Below are 13,403 nucleotides of genomic sequence, written 5' to 3'. Positions count from 1 at the left end.
GACCGGGCCCCGGGACCCCTGCGCCGGTTCCGGGGCCCTGTGCTGTGCGGGCCCCGTGGCCCGCTGCGCAGGCCCGCGGGACCGAATTTCCGGATCGGGCGTTGGTCCGGTCGCGGCGCTGCGACAGGACCAACACTCGTTCACTGCAGCTGTTCCGCCTCAGCCTCCGCCTCTTGCTTCTGCGCCGCCGCATCGATGGCGGCGAGGGACTTCCGAACCTGATTACGGTCCGTCGTGTACCAGAAGTCGGGCAGTGACGCCTTCAGATAGCTTCCGTACCGGGCAGTGGCCAGCCGCTGGTCCAGTACGGCGACCACGCCGCGGTCCCCAGACGCCCGTACGAGGCGGCCGGCGCCCTGGGCCATGAGCAGCGCGGCGTGTGTGGCGGCGACCGCCATGAAGCCGTTGCCGCCGGCGTCCTCCACCGCCTTCTGGCGGGCGCTCATCAGCGGGTCGTCCGGGCGCGGGAAGGGGATCTTGTCCATGACGACCAGCTGACAGCTGGGGCCTGGTACGTCGACGCCCTGCCATAGGGACAGCGTGCCGAAGAGACAGGTCTTCGGGTCGGCCGCGAAGTTCTTGATCAGCTCGCCGAGCGTTTCCTCGCCCTGAAGGAGAATCGGGAACTCGGGGATGCGGGAGCGAAGTTCCTCGGCTGCCAGTTGAGCGGCCCGCATCGAGGAGAACAGGCCGAGCGTACGGCCGCCCGCCGCCTGGATCAGTTCGGTCAGCTCGTCGAGCATGTCCACGCGATCGCCATCACGCGCGGGGCGTGACAGGTGCTTGGCGACATACAGGATGCCCTGCTTGCGGTATTCGAAGGGCGAGCCCACATCCACCCCCTTCCACTGCGGGAGGTCATCGCCCTCCGTGCCCTCCGGAGCGAGGCCAAGGGATGCTCCGACGCCGTTGAAGTCGCCGCCGAGCTTCAAGGTCGCGGAGGTCAGGACTACTGAGCGGTCAGTGAAGAGCTTCTCCCTCAGGAGGCCCGACACGGACATCGGGGCCACGCGCAGGGATGCTCCGAAGCGGTCATGACGCTCGTACCAGACGACGTCCCACTCGGAGCCATTGGTGATCCGCTCCGCCACGTCGTGCACGGTCTCGACCGAGGCCAGCGCCTGTTTGCGGACCGCGTCCTCGTCCTGCACGGACTTGTCGCGGGTGGCACCGATCCCCGAGATGACGGTGCGGCAGGCGTCACGCAGCGCCATGAGCGCGTAGGCGAGGTCCTCGGGAATCTCCTCCAGGCGTCCCGGCAGGGCCAGCTCCATCAGCCGTTCAAAACCCTCGGCGGCGGTCTGGAGCTGGTCGGCGGCCTTCTCGTTGACGAGTTTCGCGGCACGGCGCACAGCGCGGTTCACCTGGCCGGGAGTGAGTTCGCCGGTGGCGACACCGGTGACCCTGGAGACCAGTTCGTGCGCCTCGTCGACGATCAGGACCTCGTGCTGCGGGAGGACGGGAGCGCCTTCGATGGCGTCGATCGCGAGCAGCGCGTGGTTGGTGACGACGACCTCTGAGAGCTTGGCGCGCTCACGGGCCATCTCGGCGAAGCATTCGGCGCCGTACGCGCACTTCGATGCGCCCAGGCACTCCCGGGACGACACCGACACCTGCGCCCAGGCGCGGTCGGACACGCCGGGAGTGAGGTTGTCACGATCGCCCGTCTCCGTCTCGTCCGCCCAGTCACGCAGCCGCAGCAGGTCCTGCCCCAACTTGCTGGTGGGTGCGGCCGCCTCGAACTGATCGAAGAGACCCTCCTCCTCGTCCTGCGGGACACCCTCGTGCAGGCGGTGCAGGCACAGGTAGTTCGACCTGCCCTTGAGCATCGCGAACTCGGGCCGACGGCGCAGCAGGGGGTGCAGTGCCTCGACGGTGCGCGGCAGATCCCGCTCCACGAGCTGGCGCTGCAGGGCCAGGGTGGCCGTCGCGACGACGACGCGCTCCCCGTGCGCGAGCGCGGGCACGAGGTAGCCCAGCGACTTTCCGGTGCCGGTGCCGGCCTGGACCAGCAGATGGGAGCCGCCGTCGATCGCCTCCGCGACGGATTCGGCCATGGTCACCTGGCCAGGGCGCTCCGTACCGCCGACAGCAGTGACAGCAGCATGCAGGAGTTCGGGGAGTGAGGGCTTCGTCATAGCGCGACCACCCTACGGCCCGGCACTGACAAACGGGCGATCGCGGTGGGGACGAGGGGCGGGATCAAGACCGGGGCTCCTCAGGCGGAAATCGGATCGGTTCGGATATGCGCGCGAGTTCGGTTCGGGTGTGTGCGGATGCGGTTCGGGTGTGTGCTCGATCGGATCGATTGCGGTTGGGGGCGGTTCGCGTGCAGTCGAGGTCTGCGCGGACTTGGCTGGGGCGATTCGTGAGTGATCGAGTTCGGCTGGTCCTGATATCGGGCCAGGAACCCCCGTGGGGCTGATCGGCTTGTTCGACTGCGGTGGTGTTCGGGCTGCGAGCGAGATCGGGACCGGCTGCGAGGAGGATCCAGGTCGGGGGCGGGTGGGGCCCGGGTCGGCTGCCGGTGACAGCGGGATCGGGGCGGCTGTCATGGAGCGGCGGAGGTCGACCTTGGGCGCCACCCGCCGCAGGAATGAATGGGGTCATGGGAGAGATCGACTCGGCCTGAATTGAGTTCGTCGGGAGTGGGAACCGGATCGGCTCGAGCGGTGTACCAAATGTGATGGCGTCGCGACACGGCGTCACAGCAGATGGCGCAGGCTCCGGTCTCTGACCATGAGGACGGCCCGCTTGGCGGGCAGGTCGATCTCGGCGGAGAAGCGGAAACCGGCGCTCAGGAAAGCAGCGACGGAAGGGGTGTTGCGAATGTCGGGTTCAGCCACGATGCGAGCGCAGGTGGGCCGCTTGTCGAGCGCTAGGTCGGCGACGGCTCGGAGCAGAGTCCCTCCCAGCCCTCGGCCGCGATCACCGACAGCACCCATGAGGAGATGGACTCCGGTGTCATGGGGCCGTGCCGCGTAGTAACGGGCCAGCGGGTCGAGGTCGGCCCGGTAGATCTCCCAATAGCTCATTGGCGTGCCGTCCAGCATGCCCAGACAGGGGACGCTGCGTCCGTCCCCGGAAAGCTGGGACCACAGATGCTCTTCAATCGCGTTCTGGGGTCCTGCGAGCCCCCAGAACGCTGCGACGGCGGGGTCGTTCATCCACCGGCTGATGATCGGAAGGTCCCGTTCGATCCGCACCGTGACGAGCTGAAGGGTTCCTGCAGGTGTACTGATCGGTCCCCAGTCGGCAACACGGTCGAGTAGATCCTCGCTGAGCGGGAGTAGAGAGGGAGGTACGCCCGTGCTTGCGGCGCCCGGGCTCCGCTCCCCTTCGGCTGCGCTGCCTTCCGCGAAGAGCCGGACGAGCTCACCAGGGAGGTCCAGGTCCAGCGTGTCCTCGCTGTCAGCGTCCGAACCGGCCGCCGAGTCGATACGGCGCTCACGAGCACCCGGGCTCGCGGCGGTGCCGATATCGGTGACGGGGGCGGTACCGGCGTGGGCGCTCGCGTCGGTGGGAGGCACGACGACGCTCCTCTCAAGAGGCGGGGTGGGGCATTCCTCAGGGATGAAGGGAGTTGACGAAGCCGGAGACGATGCTCAGGAGCGCCGGAGGCGACCGGTGGTGGTCGACCTCAGTGAGAAGCGCGGCGCGGCGTGACGGGGGGGACGGACCGTGATGGTCAGGAATGCAGGGGGTTGGCGATGGTGACGTACACGGACTGGGTATCGACCGGGCCGACGAGTTCGTCGAGACCGTGCACCCGGGTCAGCAGATTGGCCTTGCAGCGCAGGACAGGTGAGTCGAGGAGGTGGGCAGGTAGTGACGTAGGCAGTCGGGCTGCGCCGGAGGCCACCTCGCCGAGGAAGCGGCGAAAGGCGGCGAGTAGCAGTTGTTCGTCCGCGAGTCGCTGCGAGCCGAACGCTCCGATGAGGCCGAGCACGTTGTTGATCGCGAGGTAATAGGCGAAGCGTTCATCGGCGACCTCGTCCGAGACGAAGGTGTCGCTGTACTCGCCGATGCCGGGCAGCCGGGCGTCGAGTGCCGCGTGCCGGGACTCACGGAAGTAATAGCCCTGGTTGTCGCGGTAGCGGCCGCCCGAGGGCCAGCCGTCACCGTCCAGCAGGATCAGCGTGTTCTGCTGGTGTGCTTCCAGAGCGATTCCCGCTTCGGCATCGAGCCACAGCAGGGGGCGGACAACCTGTTCGAGGTAGCGCAGGAACCACTCGGCGGCAACAGCGCCGAGAGGGCGGCCTGTTCGGTCGGCGAGACGTGTGACGAGCTCGACCAGGCGGGACCGAGGAGGCGTCGTGTCCCACAGGTGACCGGCGACGGCGGTGCCGGGTTGGACGAGAGGACGGGGCGAAACGAGTCCGGCTACGCAGGACACGTCATCGGAGGGCCTGAACGGGTTGTGCCGGATCATCACGTCGAAGCCGGCCACAGGGACGCCGTCCGTCCCGTCGACGGCGAGCCAGGCCGGATCGCGAACGATGTCGAATCCCGAGTGCGCGGTCTGCCACTGCGTCGAGAGGCCGCTGCGCAGGAGTCGGTGGACCTCGACGCCCCGGTGCAGCTCCTTCCGCAGGTTCTCCCGACGGGAGTTGGTGATGCGCAGGCCCAGCGAGAGTTTGAGCATGGCGGCGGCATCAGATCTGTGGAGGGTCCGTACAGAGGAGGTGGGGTGCCAAGGGGTGCCGTGGGGACCGAGATCCCGGAGAAGTCCGGCATCGAGCAGGGACTCGGTCTCGGGACGGTGCTGGATCTCTCGCAGCTGCCAAGGGTGCATCGGCAGGGCCGTGTATCCGTCGGGCAACGGCAACTCGGGCCCGGCGAGGCGGATCATGAGCTGCGCCGCGGGGACGATACGGCCGCGCTCGGTCCATGCCGAGTCAGTGGCGAGCAGGGAGGGGGCAACAGCCATCCAGTGCAACGGGAAGGAGCCGCGCAACTCCGGCGAATACAGCCGCGCTTCGGACTCGGAGAGACCCTCGCGGCTCTTCGGTGTCGGGTGGAGCGGGTGTCCGAGCGTGAGGGCCTGCTCGGCCGCGAGGAAGACATCAGGGCCGTCGTCCGGGTGAGCACGGCGTTCGCTGATGAAGGTGACGGTTCGTCGTACGGAGTCGGCGACGCGGGCAACGAGGTCAGCGGCCGCGGAGATTCCGGGGACGGTCCGGGTGACGGGCCTCGGACCCGCGAAGGACGGGGAAACAGCGGCGGGTGCGCAGACGGAGGGTCCAGGGACGCAAGAGGAAGGGGTGTCAGAGAGGAAGGGGACGGCAGCGGAGTCCGGGACTGTGGAGGATGCGGGGGCAGAACGGGCGGACGACGGGTTGCAGCAGGAAGCTCCGGGGACAGAGGAGGCAGAGGCCACGGAGTCTGAGGCAGCGGACACGGAATCTGGGGACGCCCCGGGGCTAGGAGCAGTCTCGGTTCGGGGAGGCCTCGTCGCGTCAGTGGAGGTGGTTGAGGTGGCCGAGGGTACCGAGGTGGCCGAGGGTACCGACACATCGGACGCGGGCGAAGGACGGGCGCTCGCGGCAATCGGGCGAGCCTCTACGGACCCGGGGCTAGTCGAGGGGCCGCTGCTCCCAGCCGGCGGGTCGGCAACCGAAGCCGTGGCGACAGGGTTACTTCCCCCCAGCGCCTCCCTGGTGAGCAGGGCAGCCAAGGTGACCGCGTCAATCGGTGGGGACTGAGCCGGGGCGTGGGCCAGGTGTGGGAAGCCGAAACGGTGCCATCCCGTCCGGGACCAGTAGTGGACCGGGATCAGCAGGGTCGTGCCTGTGGTGGGCAAGGGGATGCGGAGGGTCCCGTTGTCGGGTGCCGGGATGTTGGTCTCGCGAACCCAGCAGCGGAGCAGGTTCTCCACGGCGGCGGCCTGGGCTGCGATATACGGGTCGGGGTGCTCCAGGAGGTCGGAGACGGCACCGGGCAGCCGCTCTAGGTCCGGGGCGCCTCCCTGCATCGGCGCACGCATCGGACCCTGTGCACCGGCGGCCCGCTGCGCCGACTCCGGTTCCTGCGACGTGTCTCCTCCCTGAGGTACGCCCCTTCCCTGAAGGGCATCCCCTAGTGCACCTCCTCCCCGCTGCGTGCCTTCCCTCTCCGGGGAAGTTCCTGCCTGGGCGGCTACAAGCCCCCGCCCGCGGGGAGCCAACGCGGTCGGAGACGCAAGCGGTTCCTGCGGGAATGGGTGTGGGTCGGAGTGGCGTCGCGCGCGTGTGTCGGGGCGGCCGTCCGGTGCGGGGGTCGTGGTCAAGGCTGGTCCTCTTGAACTGGTTCTGGCGCATGCGGCGACGGCCGCCGTACTGCGGTGAGGCTGGGCGTGGGGCTGAGGGACCCGCACATGGAACGTGCGGATCGAGGAGGGCAGTTGGAAGCAGCGTCAGGTGGGTCGGTCCGGTGAAAGGGGCCTCGAATCGGAGGCCATCTCGGTTGGAGGCAATCTCGATTGGAGGCGAGGTTCCGATGGCAAGCGATGTGTCGTTCGAAGGTGAGCCGTTGCTCGAGGGCGGGCCGGTCGACGAACGCCGATGCGTCGGCGCCGGTCGGACTGCATTACGGCGCGCCCCATCGGCCGCCGCGCTAACCCGCCCGGTCGGCACGGTCACCGCGCCGCCGGGGCCCCCGGGACCGCTGGCGCATCCGGTCCGCACCGACCGCGTTGTCATGGGTGTGGCTGCGCGAGACCGCGGCCACAGCGTCGGCCAGTCGGTCCAGCACTGCGGCCGCCTGCTCATCGCTGATGGTCAGGGGCGGAAGCAGGCGTACGACGCTGGCATGGCGGCCGCCGAGTTCGACGATCAGACCACGTCGCAGGCATTCCCGCTGGATGGCGGCCGCGAGTTCGGGAGCGGCGGGGCGAGGGTGGCGATCCGAGTTCTGCACCGGCGCCACAGCAGCTCCGCTGCCAGTGGGGTTGGCGTCGGCCGCGGAGCCACCTGCGCTCCAGGCAGGGTCGTGACCCACCAGAACGCCCGCCCCGCCTCCGGGCCGGCCAATGTCGGCCGAAGCATCCGACTCGGCCTCGCCAAAAGCACTCCGGTGCCCATCCCGAGCGGTCACCAGGCTCGGCTCTCCTCCAACCCCTTCCATCGCCGCCAATGGCACCGCCGGAACCCGCCCTTCGCCGTACTCGGAATCGGCCTCGGGCTCCACCACCTCGACCCCGATCATCAAGCCCCTCCCCCGCACATCGCCGATGCACGCGAACTCCCCTGCGAGTTGCCGGAGTTGGTGCAGCATCCGCGAACCCAGGCCGGCCGCGTGCTCGGCGAGACGGTTCTCGCGGACGTAGGCCAGCGTCGCCGTACCGGCTGCCATGGCGAGCTGGTTGCCGCGGAAGGTGCCGGCGTGGGCGCCGGGTTGCCAGGCGTCGAGGTCGTCGCGGTAGACGATGACCGCCAGAGGCAGGCTGCCCCCGATGGCCTTGGAGAGGACCATCACGTCGGGAGTGACGCCGCTGTGCTCCACCGCCCAGAAGGAGCCGGTGCGCCCGACCCCTGTCTGGACCTCGTCGGCGATCAGCGGGATGGCCCGGTCGGCCGTGATCTGCCGCATGCGCCGCATCCACCCCTCCGGCGCGGGGATCACTCCGCCCTCGCCCTGGACGGGTTCCAGGATCATCCCGGCGGGGCGCGGCACGCCCGACTTGGGGTCGTCGAGGACCGACTCGGTCCAGCGGGCGGCGAGTTCGGCGCCGCGTTCGCCGCCGATACCGAAGGGGCAGCGGTAGTCCTGCGGGTAGGGCAGGCGGGCGACCCGTACGTCGTACGCGCCTCCGGATGCTTCGAGCGCTCCGGCTGTCATGCCGTGATAGGCGCCGCTGAAAGCGAGGATTCCAGTGCGTCCGGTGGCGGCCCGGACGAGTTTGAAGGCTGCCTCCACCGCGTCGGTGCCGGCCGGTCCGCAGAACTGCACGCGCGCGCGGTCGGCGAGACCGGGCGGCAGAGTGTGGAAGAGCTCGGTGATGAAGGCGTCCTTGACGGGGGTCGCCAGGTCGAGGACGTGCAGTGGTGCGCCCGAGTCGAGAACCTTGCGGATGGCCTCCAGAACCACGGGGTGGTTGTGTCCGAGCGCCAGCGTCCCGGCGCCGGAGAGGCAGTCCAGGTAGCGGCGGCCGTCCGCGCCCTCGATGGTCAGTCCACGTGCGCGTACGGGCACGATCGGCAGGGCACGCGCGTAGGTGCGCGCCGCCGACTCGCGCGCCGCCTGCCGCCGCAGGATGCCGTCGTGCACGGCACGCGCCCCCGACGACTCGGATGTCCCCCCGTGCAAAGGTTCGGTCACGGCCATGGCTCCCTGTCCTCCCGCTGTCCAGGGGCGAGCAGGTCTCTCGCATCCTCGCCCCACCCGACATACGAAGCCCCGCGAGCGTCGACTCGAAGCTCCGGGGAACTGGGCACTGGGGACGGCCCACGCGCAGCTGGCCCCCCACGGCTACCAACCTCGGACCGTTCACCGGGTTACGGGTGGTTTCAAGATCCTTGCGGTGACGGGAGCATTGCCGGTGGACCTCCGTCGTGGTGGAAGCAGGCTGTGCCCAGGGCAGGCAGAACCGACAGGCCGACGCCCGTGACTCCCACGGCCGCCCCGCTCAGTCCGGCGCCCGGCGGGCGCGCCTGCCATTCGCCTACCGCCGCCCACACCGGCTGGTCTTCCGGCTGCCGACGCAGACCGTGGTACCGCCGGTCCCCTCGCTCGCGGGAAGGGGGGCGGGCCGGTCGGGGCGAGCGTGCGGAACCGCCCCGGTGCCGGGATCCTTCAAATGCCCGCGGCAGCCTGGTCTCCAGGTTGTCCGACGGGGCCCCGAGACACCGGGTGAGCAGCGGCGCGAGTATGGCGGCGACTGTGGTGACGAACAGGCCGACGTCGGTCGCCAGGAGCACCTTCTCGTCCCGGTCCACGTCCGACACGAGCACAACGACGGCCAGCGCCATGCTCACCGCCAGCGACAGCGACAGCGACAGCGACAGCGACACAAGCATCAGGGTGCGCAGCGCTCTGACCGTCGTATGACCTGTTGGTGTGGCATGCACGCCCCGTCCAGCCTCGGGCCCGCACCCATCCATGTGGCCTTCCCGCGCGCGGCAGTCAACGGTCGTCGTGCCGGGCGATCGCGCGCAGGAAGGCGATGGTCTCCATCTCTCGGTTGGTGGATTCCTCGGCAGAGGTCCCGTACCGGCGGTTGGCGGACAGCTTCACGATGGTGGTGCGGCTCGTCGGGTCGACGTAGACGAACTGGTTGTACACGCCGATCGCGGTGAACTCTCCGCGGTCTCCGTCGGGGATCCACCACTGGTAGCCGTAGCCCAGGCCGGGGTGCTGCCCGCCGATCACGGGCCGGCCGGGCTTCAGGTGCGGCGCGGTCACGGTGACGGAGTCGCGCACCCACTCGGCCGGTACGATCTGCCGGCCCTGCCACCTGCCGCCGTCGCGGTACAGCTCGGCGATCCTGGCGTAGTCGCGGGCGGTCAGATTGAGCCCACCGAAGGCGAACTCCGTCCCGGCGGGGTCGAGCAGCCAATATCCCGCCGACGTCATGCCCAGCGGCTCACACAGTTTCTCCCGCATGTACTCGGCGACCGGGCGGCCGGTGGCCCGCGCCACCAGGGCACCCAGCACCTGGGTCTCGCCGGAGTTGTAACGGCAGACCGTGCCGGGCTCGCCCTCGCGGACCATGCGGGCGACGAAGTCGTCGAGAGTGCCGCCGATGCCCATCGTGGCGGCACTGAGCTGGAAGACGTCGGAGGTCACGTCGCTGTAGTCCTCGTTCCAGCGGGCGCCGGAGGACATCTGGAGGACGTCCTTGATGGATACGCCGTCGTACGCCGAGCCGGGCTGCACCGGCACGTAGGAGCTGATGGGTTCGTCGACGCCGGCGATGTGCCCCTCGGCCACCGCGATGCCGACGAGCGCGGAGACGAAGCTCTTGGCCACCGACATGGACAGCCAGCGCACGTCCGGTCCGCCGGTCAGGAAGTACCTCTCGTGCCGGACGACTCCGTCGACCAGCACGAGCAGGGCCGCGGTGTCCGTGTCGGCCAGGAACTCCTTGCTCGGCCGTGGCGCGCCGTCGAAGACGTACGTCTCCGGCAGGTCGATCGCGTCCCCCTCCGGCCAGACATACGGCTGTGCGGCCGGGGCCATCTCGCGGGCGCTGAGGAGATCCTTCATCCGGCAGAAGTGGTCGTGCTGCGGCGCACCGGTGAAGAGGCCGAGGTCAGCCATGGTCAGTTGCTGCTGGTCAGTCATGGTCGTCCTTCGGTGAGAACGGGCGATCTTGCCTCTGAGTACTGGAAAAGTAGCAGTACCAGTCGGTTAGGACAACCAAGTGGTACGCTTAATTTTCCGTTCCCGCAGAGCAAGAGAAGGTCCCGATGAGTTCTCCCCGCGTCGACGGCCGCAGCTTGCGCTTCCAGCACCGGCGCCCCGAACTGCTGGCCGCGGCGACCGAATACGTCCTCGAACACGGCGTCACCGACCTGTCCTTGCGGCCCGTGGCCCAGGCGCTCGGGGTCACCCATGCGACGCTGCTGCGGCACTTCTCCTCGAAGGACGAGCTGATCATGGCCGTCCTGGAGAACATCCGGACGGACCTGGCCGCGCAGTGGGCCTCGGACACGGAGCTCAGCGAAGCGCGCTCGACGGCCGAACTCGTCAAAGCCGGGTGGAAACGGCTGTGCGAGCCGAAGCAGCAGCGCCAGTTCCTGCTGCTCTTCGAACTCGTCGGCCACCACGGCTGGAAGCCCGCACGGGACCGGGATCTCGTGGAGTCGATCGTCGAGGACTGGATCTCCGTCCTGGCCGGCCGCCTCAGCCGGGACGGTTGGTCGCCGGAGGACAGCACCGCCCTGGCCACGCTCCTGCTCGCCCAGGTCAGGGGCCTCCAGCTCGACCTCCTCGTCTCCGGGGACCGGGAACGGGCCGACCGCGCGATCGACTTCGCCGTCCGCCTGCTTGACCGGCCCACGTCGTGACCTGCCGCTTGCTTCCCTTCGGTCAGCTGATGCAGTTGCGGGCCGGCGGAGACGCGGCGGCGTTCAGGCGCTGGCGGCCCGGCCGGGTTTGAGCAGTCCTGGTGACGCGCGCGCAGATCGGCGTAGCGCGGGCCGCGGCCAGACAGACGGAGACGGCGGAGCCGAGCCCCACGGCCGCACTCATCGCCCTGTGCGAAGGCGCCTCAGCCACCTCTGGCACCACGCACACCTCAGCCACCTCTGGCGCCATGCAGGCCTCAGCGACCTCTGGCGCTGCGCACGCCTCAGCCACCCCTGGCGCCACGCATGCCTCGGCCACCTCTGACGTCATGCCCCCCTCAGCGACCTCTGACGTCACGCGTACCTCGACGCGCCGGCGGCCCGCCGCGCCGAGGCATACGGCACGTTGTCGAAATTCCGCTTCAGTACCGGGTCTCGACCCACCAGGCGATCAATCCGACGACGCCGACCTCTGCGGCGCACGAAACCCCGCGCAGGGCATTGATAGCCGCGATGCGCCGACAGCGAGGCAGCTACCGTGCGACGCGTTCGACCCGGCTACGAAATCCTCGCGGCGCCTGGGATCCGGACTCGTTGAAGTTCACGCCGAGTCACTCCTTGCACGACCTTGCTCGGCAACACGATCGGTTGGGATCCCAACGGACCCGACGTGACGCTGAGTTGACGCGAACTACGGAGAGTACGCGCCGCCAGAACCCACTTGACGGCGCCCCAGTCCATCGGCGTGACTGCCCCTGGCGCACGCACGCGCACACGCGAGGACGGGGTCGGACGCACCGAGACCCTACGGCCCAGGAACCGGAGGCTGGTTTGAGACTGCTGCTCGTCGAGGACGACAGCCACCACATCGCCACTCTGTCCGCGGTCCTTGCACGGCACGGTTTCAGGGTCACGAACGCCCGCAGTGGCGGGGCGGCCCTGGATGCGCTGGCCTCGAGGGACGCCGGCTTCGACCTCGTCCTCCTCGACCTGGAGTTGCCCGACATGGACGGCTACGAGGTCTGCGGCGAGATCCGCAAGCGCACCGACACCCCGATCATCATGGTCACCGCGCGCGGAGACGTACGTTCCATGATCCACGGCCTCAACCTCGGCGCCGCCGACTACGTGGTGAAGCCGTACGACACAGGCGAGCTACTCGCACGCATCCACGCCGTCAGCCGGCGCACGGTCGCCAAGGACGCCGCCGAGCGGGTCAGGACCGTGCTGTATCTCGGCCCGGTGATCATCGATCTGCCGACGCGTCAGGTCAGCGTGGACCACTCGTTCGTCCATCTGACCCCCAAGGAATTCGATCTCCTCGCCCTCCTCGCGCGTCGCCCCGGTGTGGTCATCACCCGAGAGCAGATCATGGGCGAAGTGTGGCGCACCGGCGGGGAGAGCGGGAACACCCTGGGAACGCACATCGCCTCCCTGCGTGCCAAGCTGCGCATGCCTGCGCTGATCGAGACGGTGCACGGCGTCGGCTACCGAGTCGTCGCTCCTGCCGGGTAGTTCATTGGTCCTCGCCCCGGATGCCGGCGGATACGCGGTCGCGACCTGTACCGCGTGGTCGACGGGTCTCGCCGAGCACTGGGACGCCCACCCTGAAATCTGGGCCATCGGACGTTGACCAGACGGCCCGGCTTGGCGTCCGGGTCGGCCGGACGGCTTCCCAGCGGTCGAGCCTTCCCAGGCGCTGCCCGGCGTTCGAACACCACCGGGCTCCCGCCGCCGGCTCACCACCAGCTCAGCCGACCGGCTCAACCACCGGCTCGATCACCAGCCCGACTCGACCACCGGCTCGGTCAGTCCACCGGATGACCGGGTGAGATGGTACGGGCGTCGTCGAGGCGCAGCAGCGGCCCGTCGTACCCCTCGCGCTCGCCCCACTCGACCGGGTCGAGGACGAACCCAATGTGGTCACCCCCGCCGACGCGCGTGACGATCCGGCCGACGAACCAGGCCGGCGCGTCCTGCAGGACGACGGCCCCGCCGTGCCCCTCCCGCCAGCGGACGTGCCGGAACTTGTCCTCCCGGTCGCCCGTGCGCCCCCCGAACAGCTCCGCCAGGGCACGCTGATCGCGAGCCACCAGGTGCACGGCCAGGACCTGCGCGGACCGGGCCACCCGGAAGGTGTGGTTGACCTCCGAGAGCCACACCACGAACCGCACCGGCCGGATGGAGCACTGCGAGGCGAATCCGACGAGACAGCCGGCCCGTTCGCCGCCCACCGCAGCCGTGACCACGCACATGTCGGGGTTCAGCCGTCCGGTGAACTCGTCCATGCCCGCCATACCCGCCATGCCCACCATGTCCAGGCCGCTCCCGTCACCCGTGACTCCGCCTCTCGGCATCAGCTCACCACGGAGCGCGGACCCACGCCATCCAGCAGCCCGCCCGGGCCCCGGCGGG

10 protein-coding genes are annotated in these 13,403 nt (G+C 69.5%); 2 read left to right on the top strand and 8 right to left on the bottom strand.

Annotation, left to right across the window (positions count from 1 at the left end; translation table 11 throughout):
- Positions 1 to 140: 140 nt before the first annotated feature.
- From ACIREI_RS39075 to ACIREI_RS39050, 6 genes are all read right to left on the bottom strand, one after another.
- Positions 141 to 2,138, bottom strand: coding sequence for an ATP-dependent DNA helicase (locus ACIREI_RS39075; protein WP_403343685.1), 1,998 nt, complete (start codon positions 2,136 to 2,138; stop codon positions 141 to 143).
- 567 nt (positions 2,139 to 2,705) lie between these two features.
- Positions 2,706 to 3,530, bottom strand: coding sequence for a GNAT family N-acetyltransferase (locus ACIREI_RS39070; protein ID WP_403343682.1), 825 nt, complete (start codon positions 3,528 to 3,530; stop codon positions 2,706 to 2,708).
- 158 nt (positions 3,531 to 3,688) lie between these two features.
- Complete coding sequence (locus ACIREI_RS39065) at positions 3,689 to 5,551, bottom strand: IucA/IucC family protein (protein ID WP_403343977.1); 1,863 nt, start codon at positions 5,549 to 5,551, stop codon at positions 3,689 to 3,691.
- A gap of 1,043 nt (positions 5,552 to 6,594) precedes the next feature.
- Positions 6,595 to 8,304, bottom strand: coding sequence for a diaminobutyrate--2-oxoglutarate transaminase family protein (locus tag ACIREI_RS39060; RefSeq protein ID WP_403343679.1), 1,710 nt, complete (start codon positions 8,302 to 8,304; stop codon positions 6,595 to 6,597).
- A 182-nt stretch (positions 8,305 to 8,486) separates the two neighbouring features.
- A complete protein-coding gene (locus ACIREI_RS39055; protein ID WP_403343677.1) occupies positions 8,487 to 8,990 on the bottom strand; it encodes a hypothetical protein in 504 nt (167 codons plus the stop codon).
- A 112-nt stretch (positions 8,991 to 9,102) separates the two neighbouring features.
- Entirely contained in the window at positions 9,103 to 10,263 is a 1,161-nt protein-coding gene (locus ACIREI_RS39050; RefSeq protein WP_403343674.1) for a serine hydrolase domain-containing protein, read from the bottom strand.
- Positions 10,264 to 10,388: 125 nt separating this feature from the next.
- Between ACIREI_RS39050 and ACIREI_RS39045 the strand changes: the two genes are divergently transcribed.
- Positions 10,389 to 10,988 (top strand): TetR/AcrR family transcriptional regulator, encoded by a 600-nt coding sequence (locus tag ACIREI_RS39045; protein ID WP_403343671.1) that lies wholly within the window; start codon positions 10,389 to 10,391, stop codon positions 10,986 to 10,988.
- Between the two features lie 22 nt (positions 10,989 to 11,010).
- Here the strand turns inward: ACIREI_RS39045 and ACIREI_RS39040 are convergent, their stop codons facing one another.
- On the bottom strand, positions 11,011 to 11,172 hold the full coding sequence (locus ACIREI_RS39040; protein WP_403343668.1) for a hypothetical protein: 162 nt from the start codon (positions 11,170 to 11,172) through the stop codon (positions 11,011 to 11,013).
- Between the two features lie 647 nt (positions 11,173 to 11,819).
- Between ACIREI_RS39040 and ACIREI_RS39035 the strand changes: the two genes are divergently transcribed.
- Positions 11,820 to 12,503 carry a response regulator transcription factor gene (locus ACIREI_RS39035; protein ID WP_403343665.1) on the top strand — a complete coding sequence of 228 codons (684 nt, stop codon included), beginning with the start codon at positions 11,820 to 11,822 and terminating at the stop codon, positions 12,501 to 12,503.
- 293 nt (positions 12,504 to 12,796) lie between these two features.
- On the opposite strand, the gene ACIREI_RS39030 is transcribed toward ACIREI_RS39035, so the two are convergent.
- On the bottom strand, positions 12,797 to 13,285 hold the full coding sequence (locus ACIREI_RS39030; protein ID WP_403343974.1) for a flavin reductase family protein: 489 nt from the start codon (positions 13,283 to 13,285) through the stop codon (positions 12,797 to 12,799).
- Positions 13,286 to 13,403 lie beyond the last annotated feature (118 nt).

Origin of the sequence: Streptomyces sp. NPDC093591, assembly GCF_044764885.1 — a bacterium.
GTDB lineage: Bacteria > Actinomycetota > Actinomycetes > Streptomycetales > Streptomycetaceae > Streptomyces.
Note: the sequence above shows the minus strand (reverse complement) of the source record. Positions and strands in the feature narration are given on the sequence as shown.

Coding starts and splice junctions, on each gene's coding strand:
- ACIREI_RS39075 (WP_403343685.1), bottom strand. CDS start 2,138: ATGACGAAGCCCTCACTCCCCGAACTCCTGCATGCTGCTGTCACTGCT.
- ACIREI_RS39060 (WP_403343679.1), bottom strand. CDS start 8,304: ATGGCCGTGACCGAACCTTTGCACGGGGGGACATCCGAGTCGTCGGGG.
- ACIREI_RS39050 (WP_403343674.1), bottom strand. CDS start 10,263: ATGACTGACCAGCAGCAACTGACCATGGCTGACCTCGGCCTCTTCACC.
- ACIREI_RS39045 (WP_403343671.1), top strand. CDS start 10,389: ATGAGTTCTCCCCGCGTCGACGGCCGCAGCTTGCGCTTCCAGCACCGG.
- ACIREI_RS39040 (WP_403343668.1), bottom strand. CDS start 11,172: ATGAGTGCGGCCGTGGGGCTCGGCTCCGCCGTCTCCGTCTGTCTGGCC.
- ACIREI_RS39030 (WP_403343974.1), bottom strand. CDS start 13,285: ATGGCGGGCATGGACGAGTTCACCGGACGGCTGAACCCCGACATGTGC.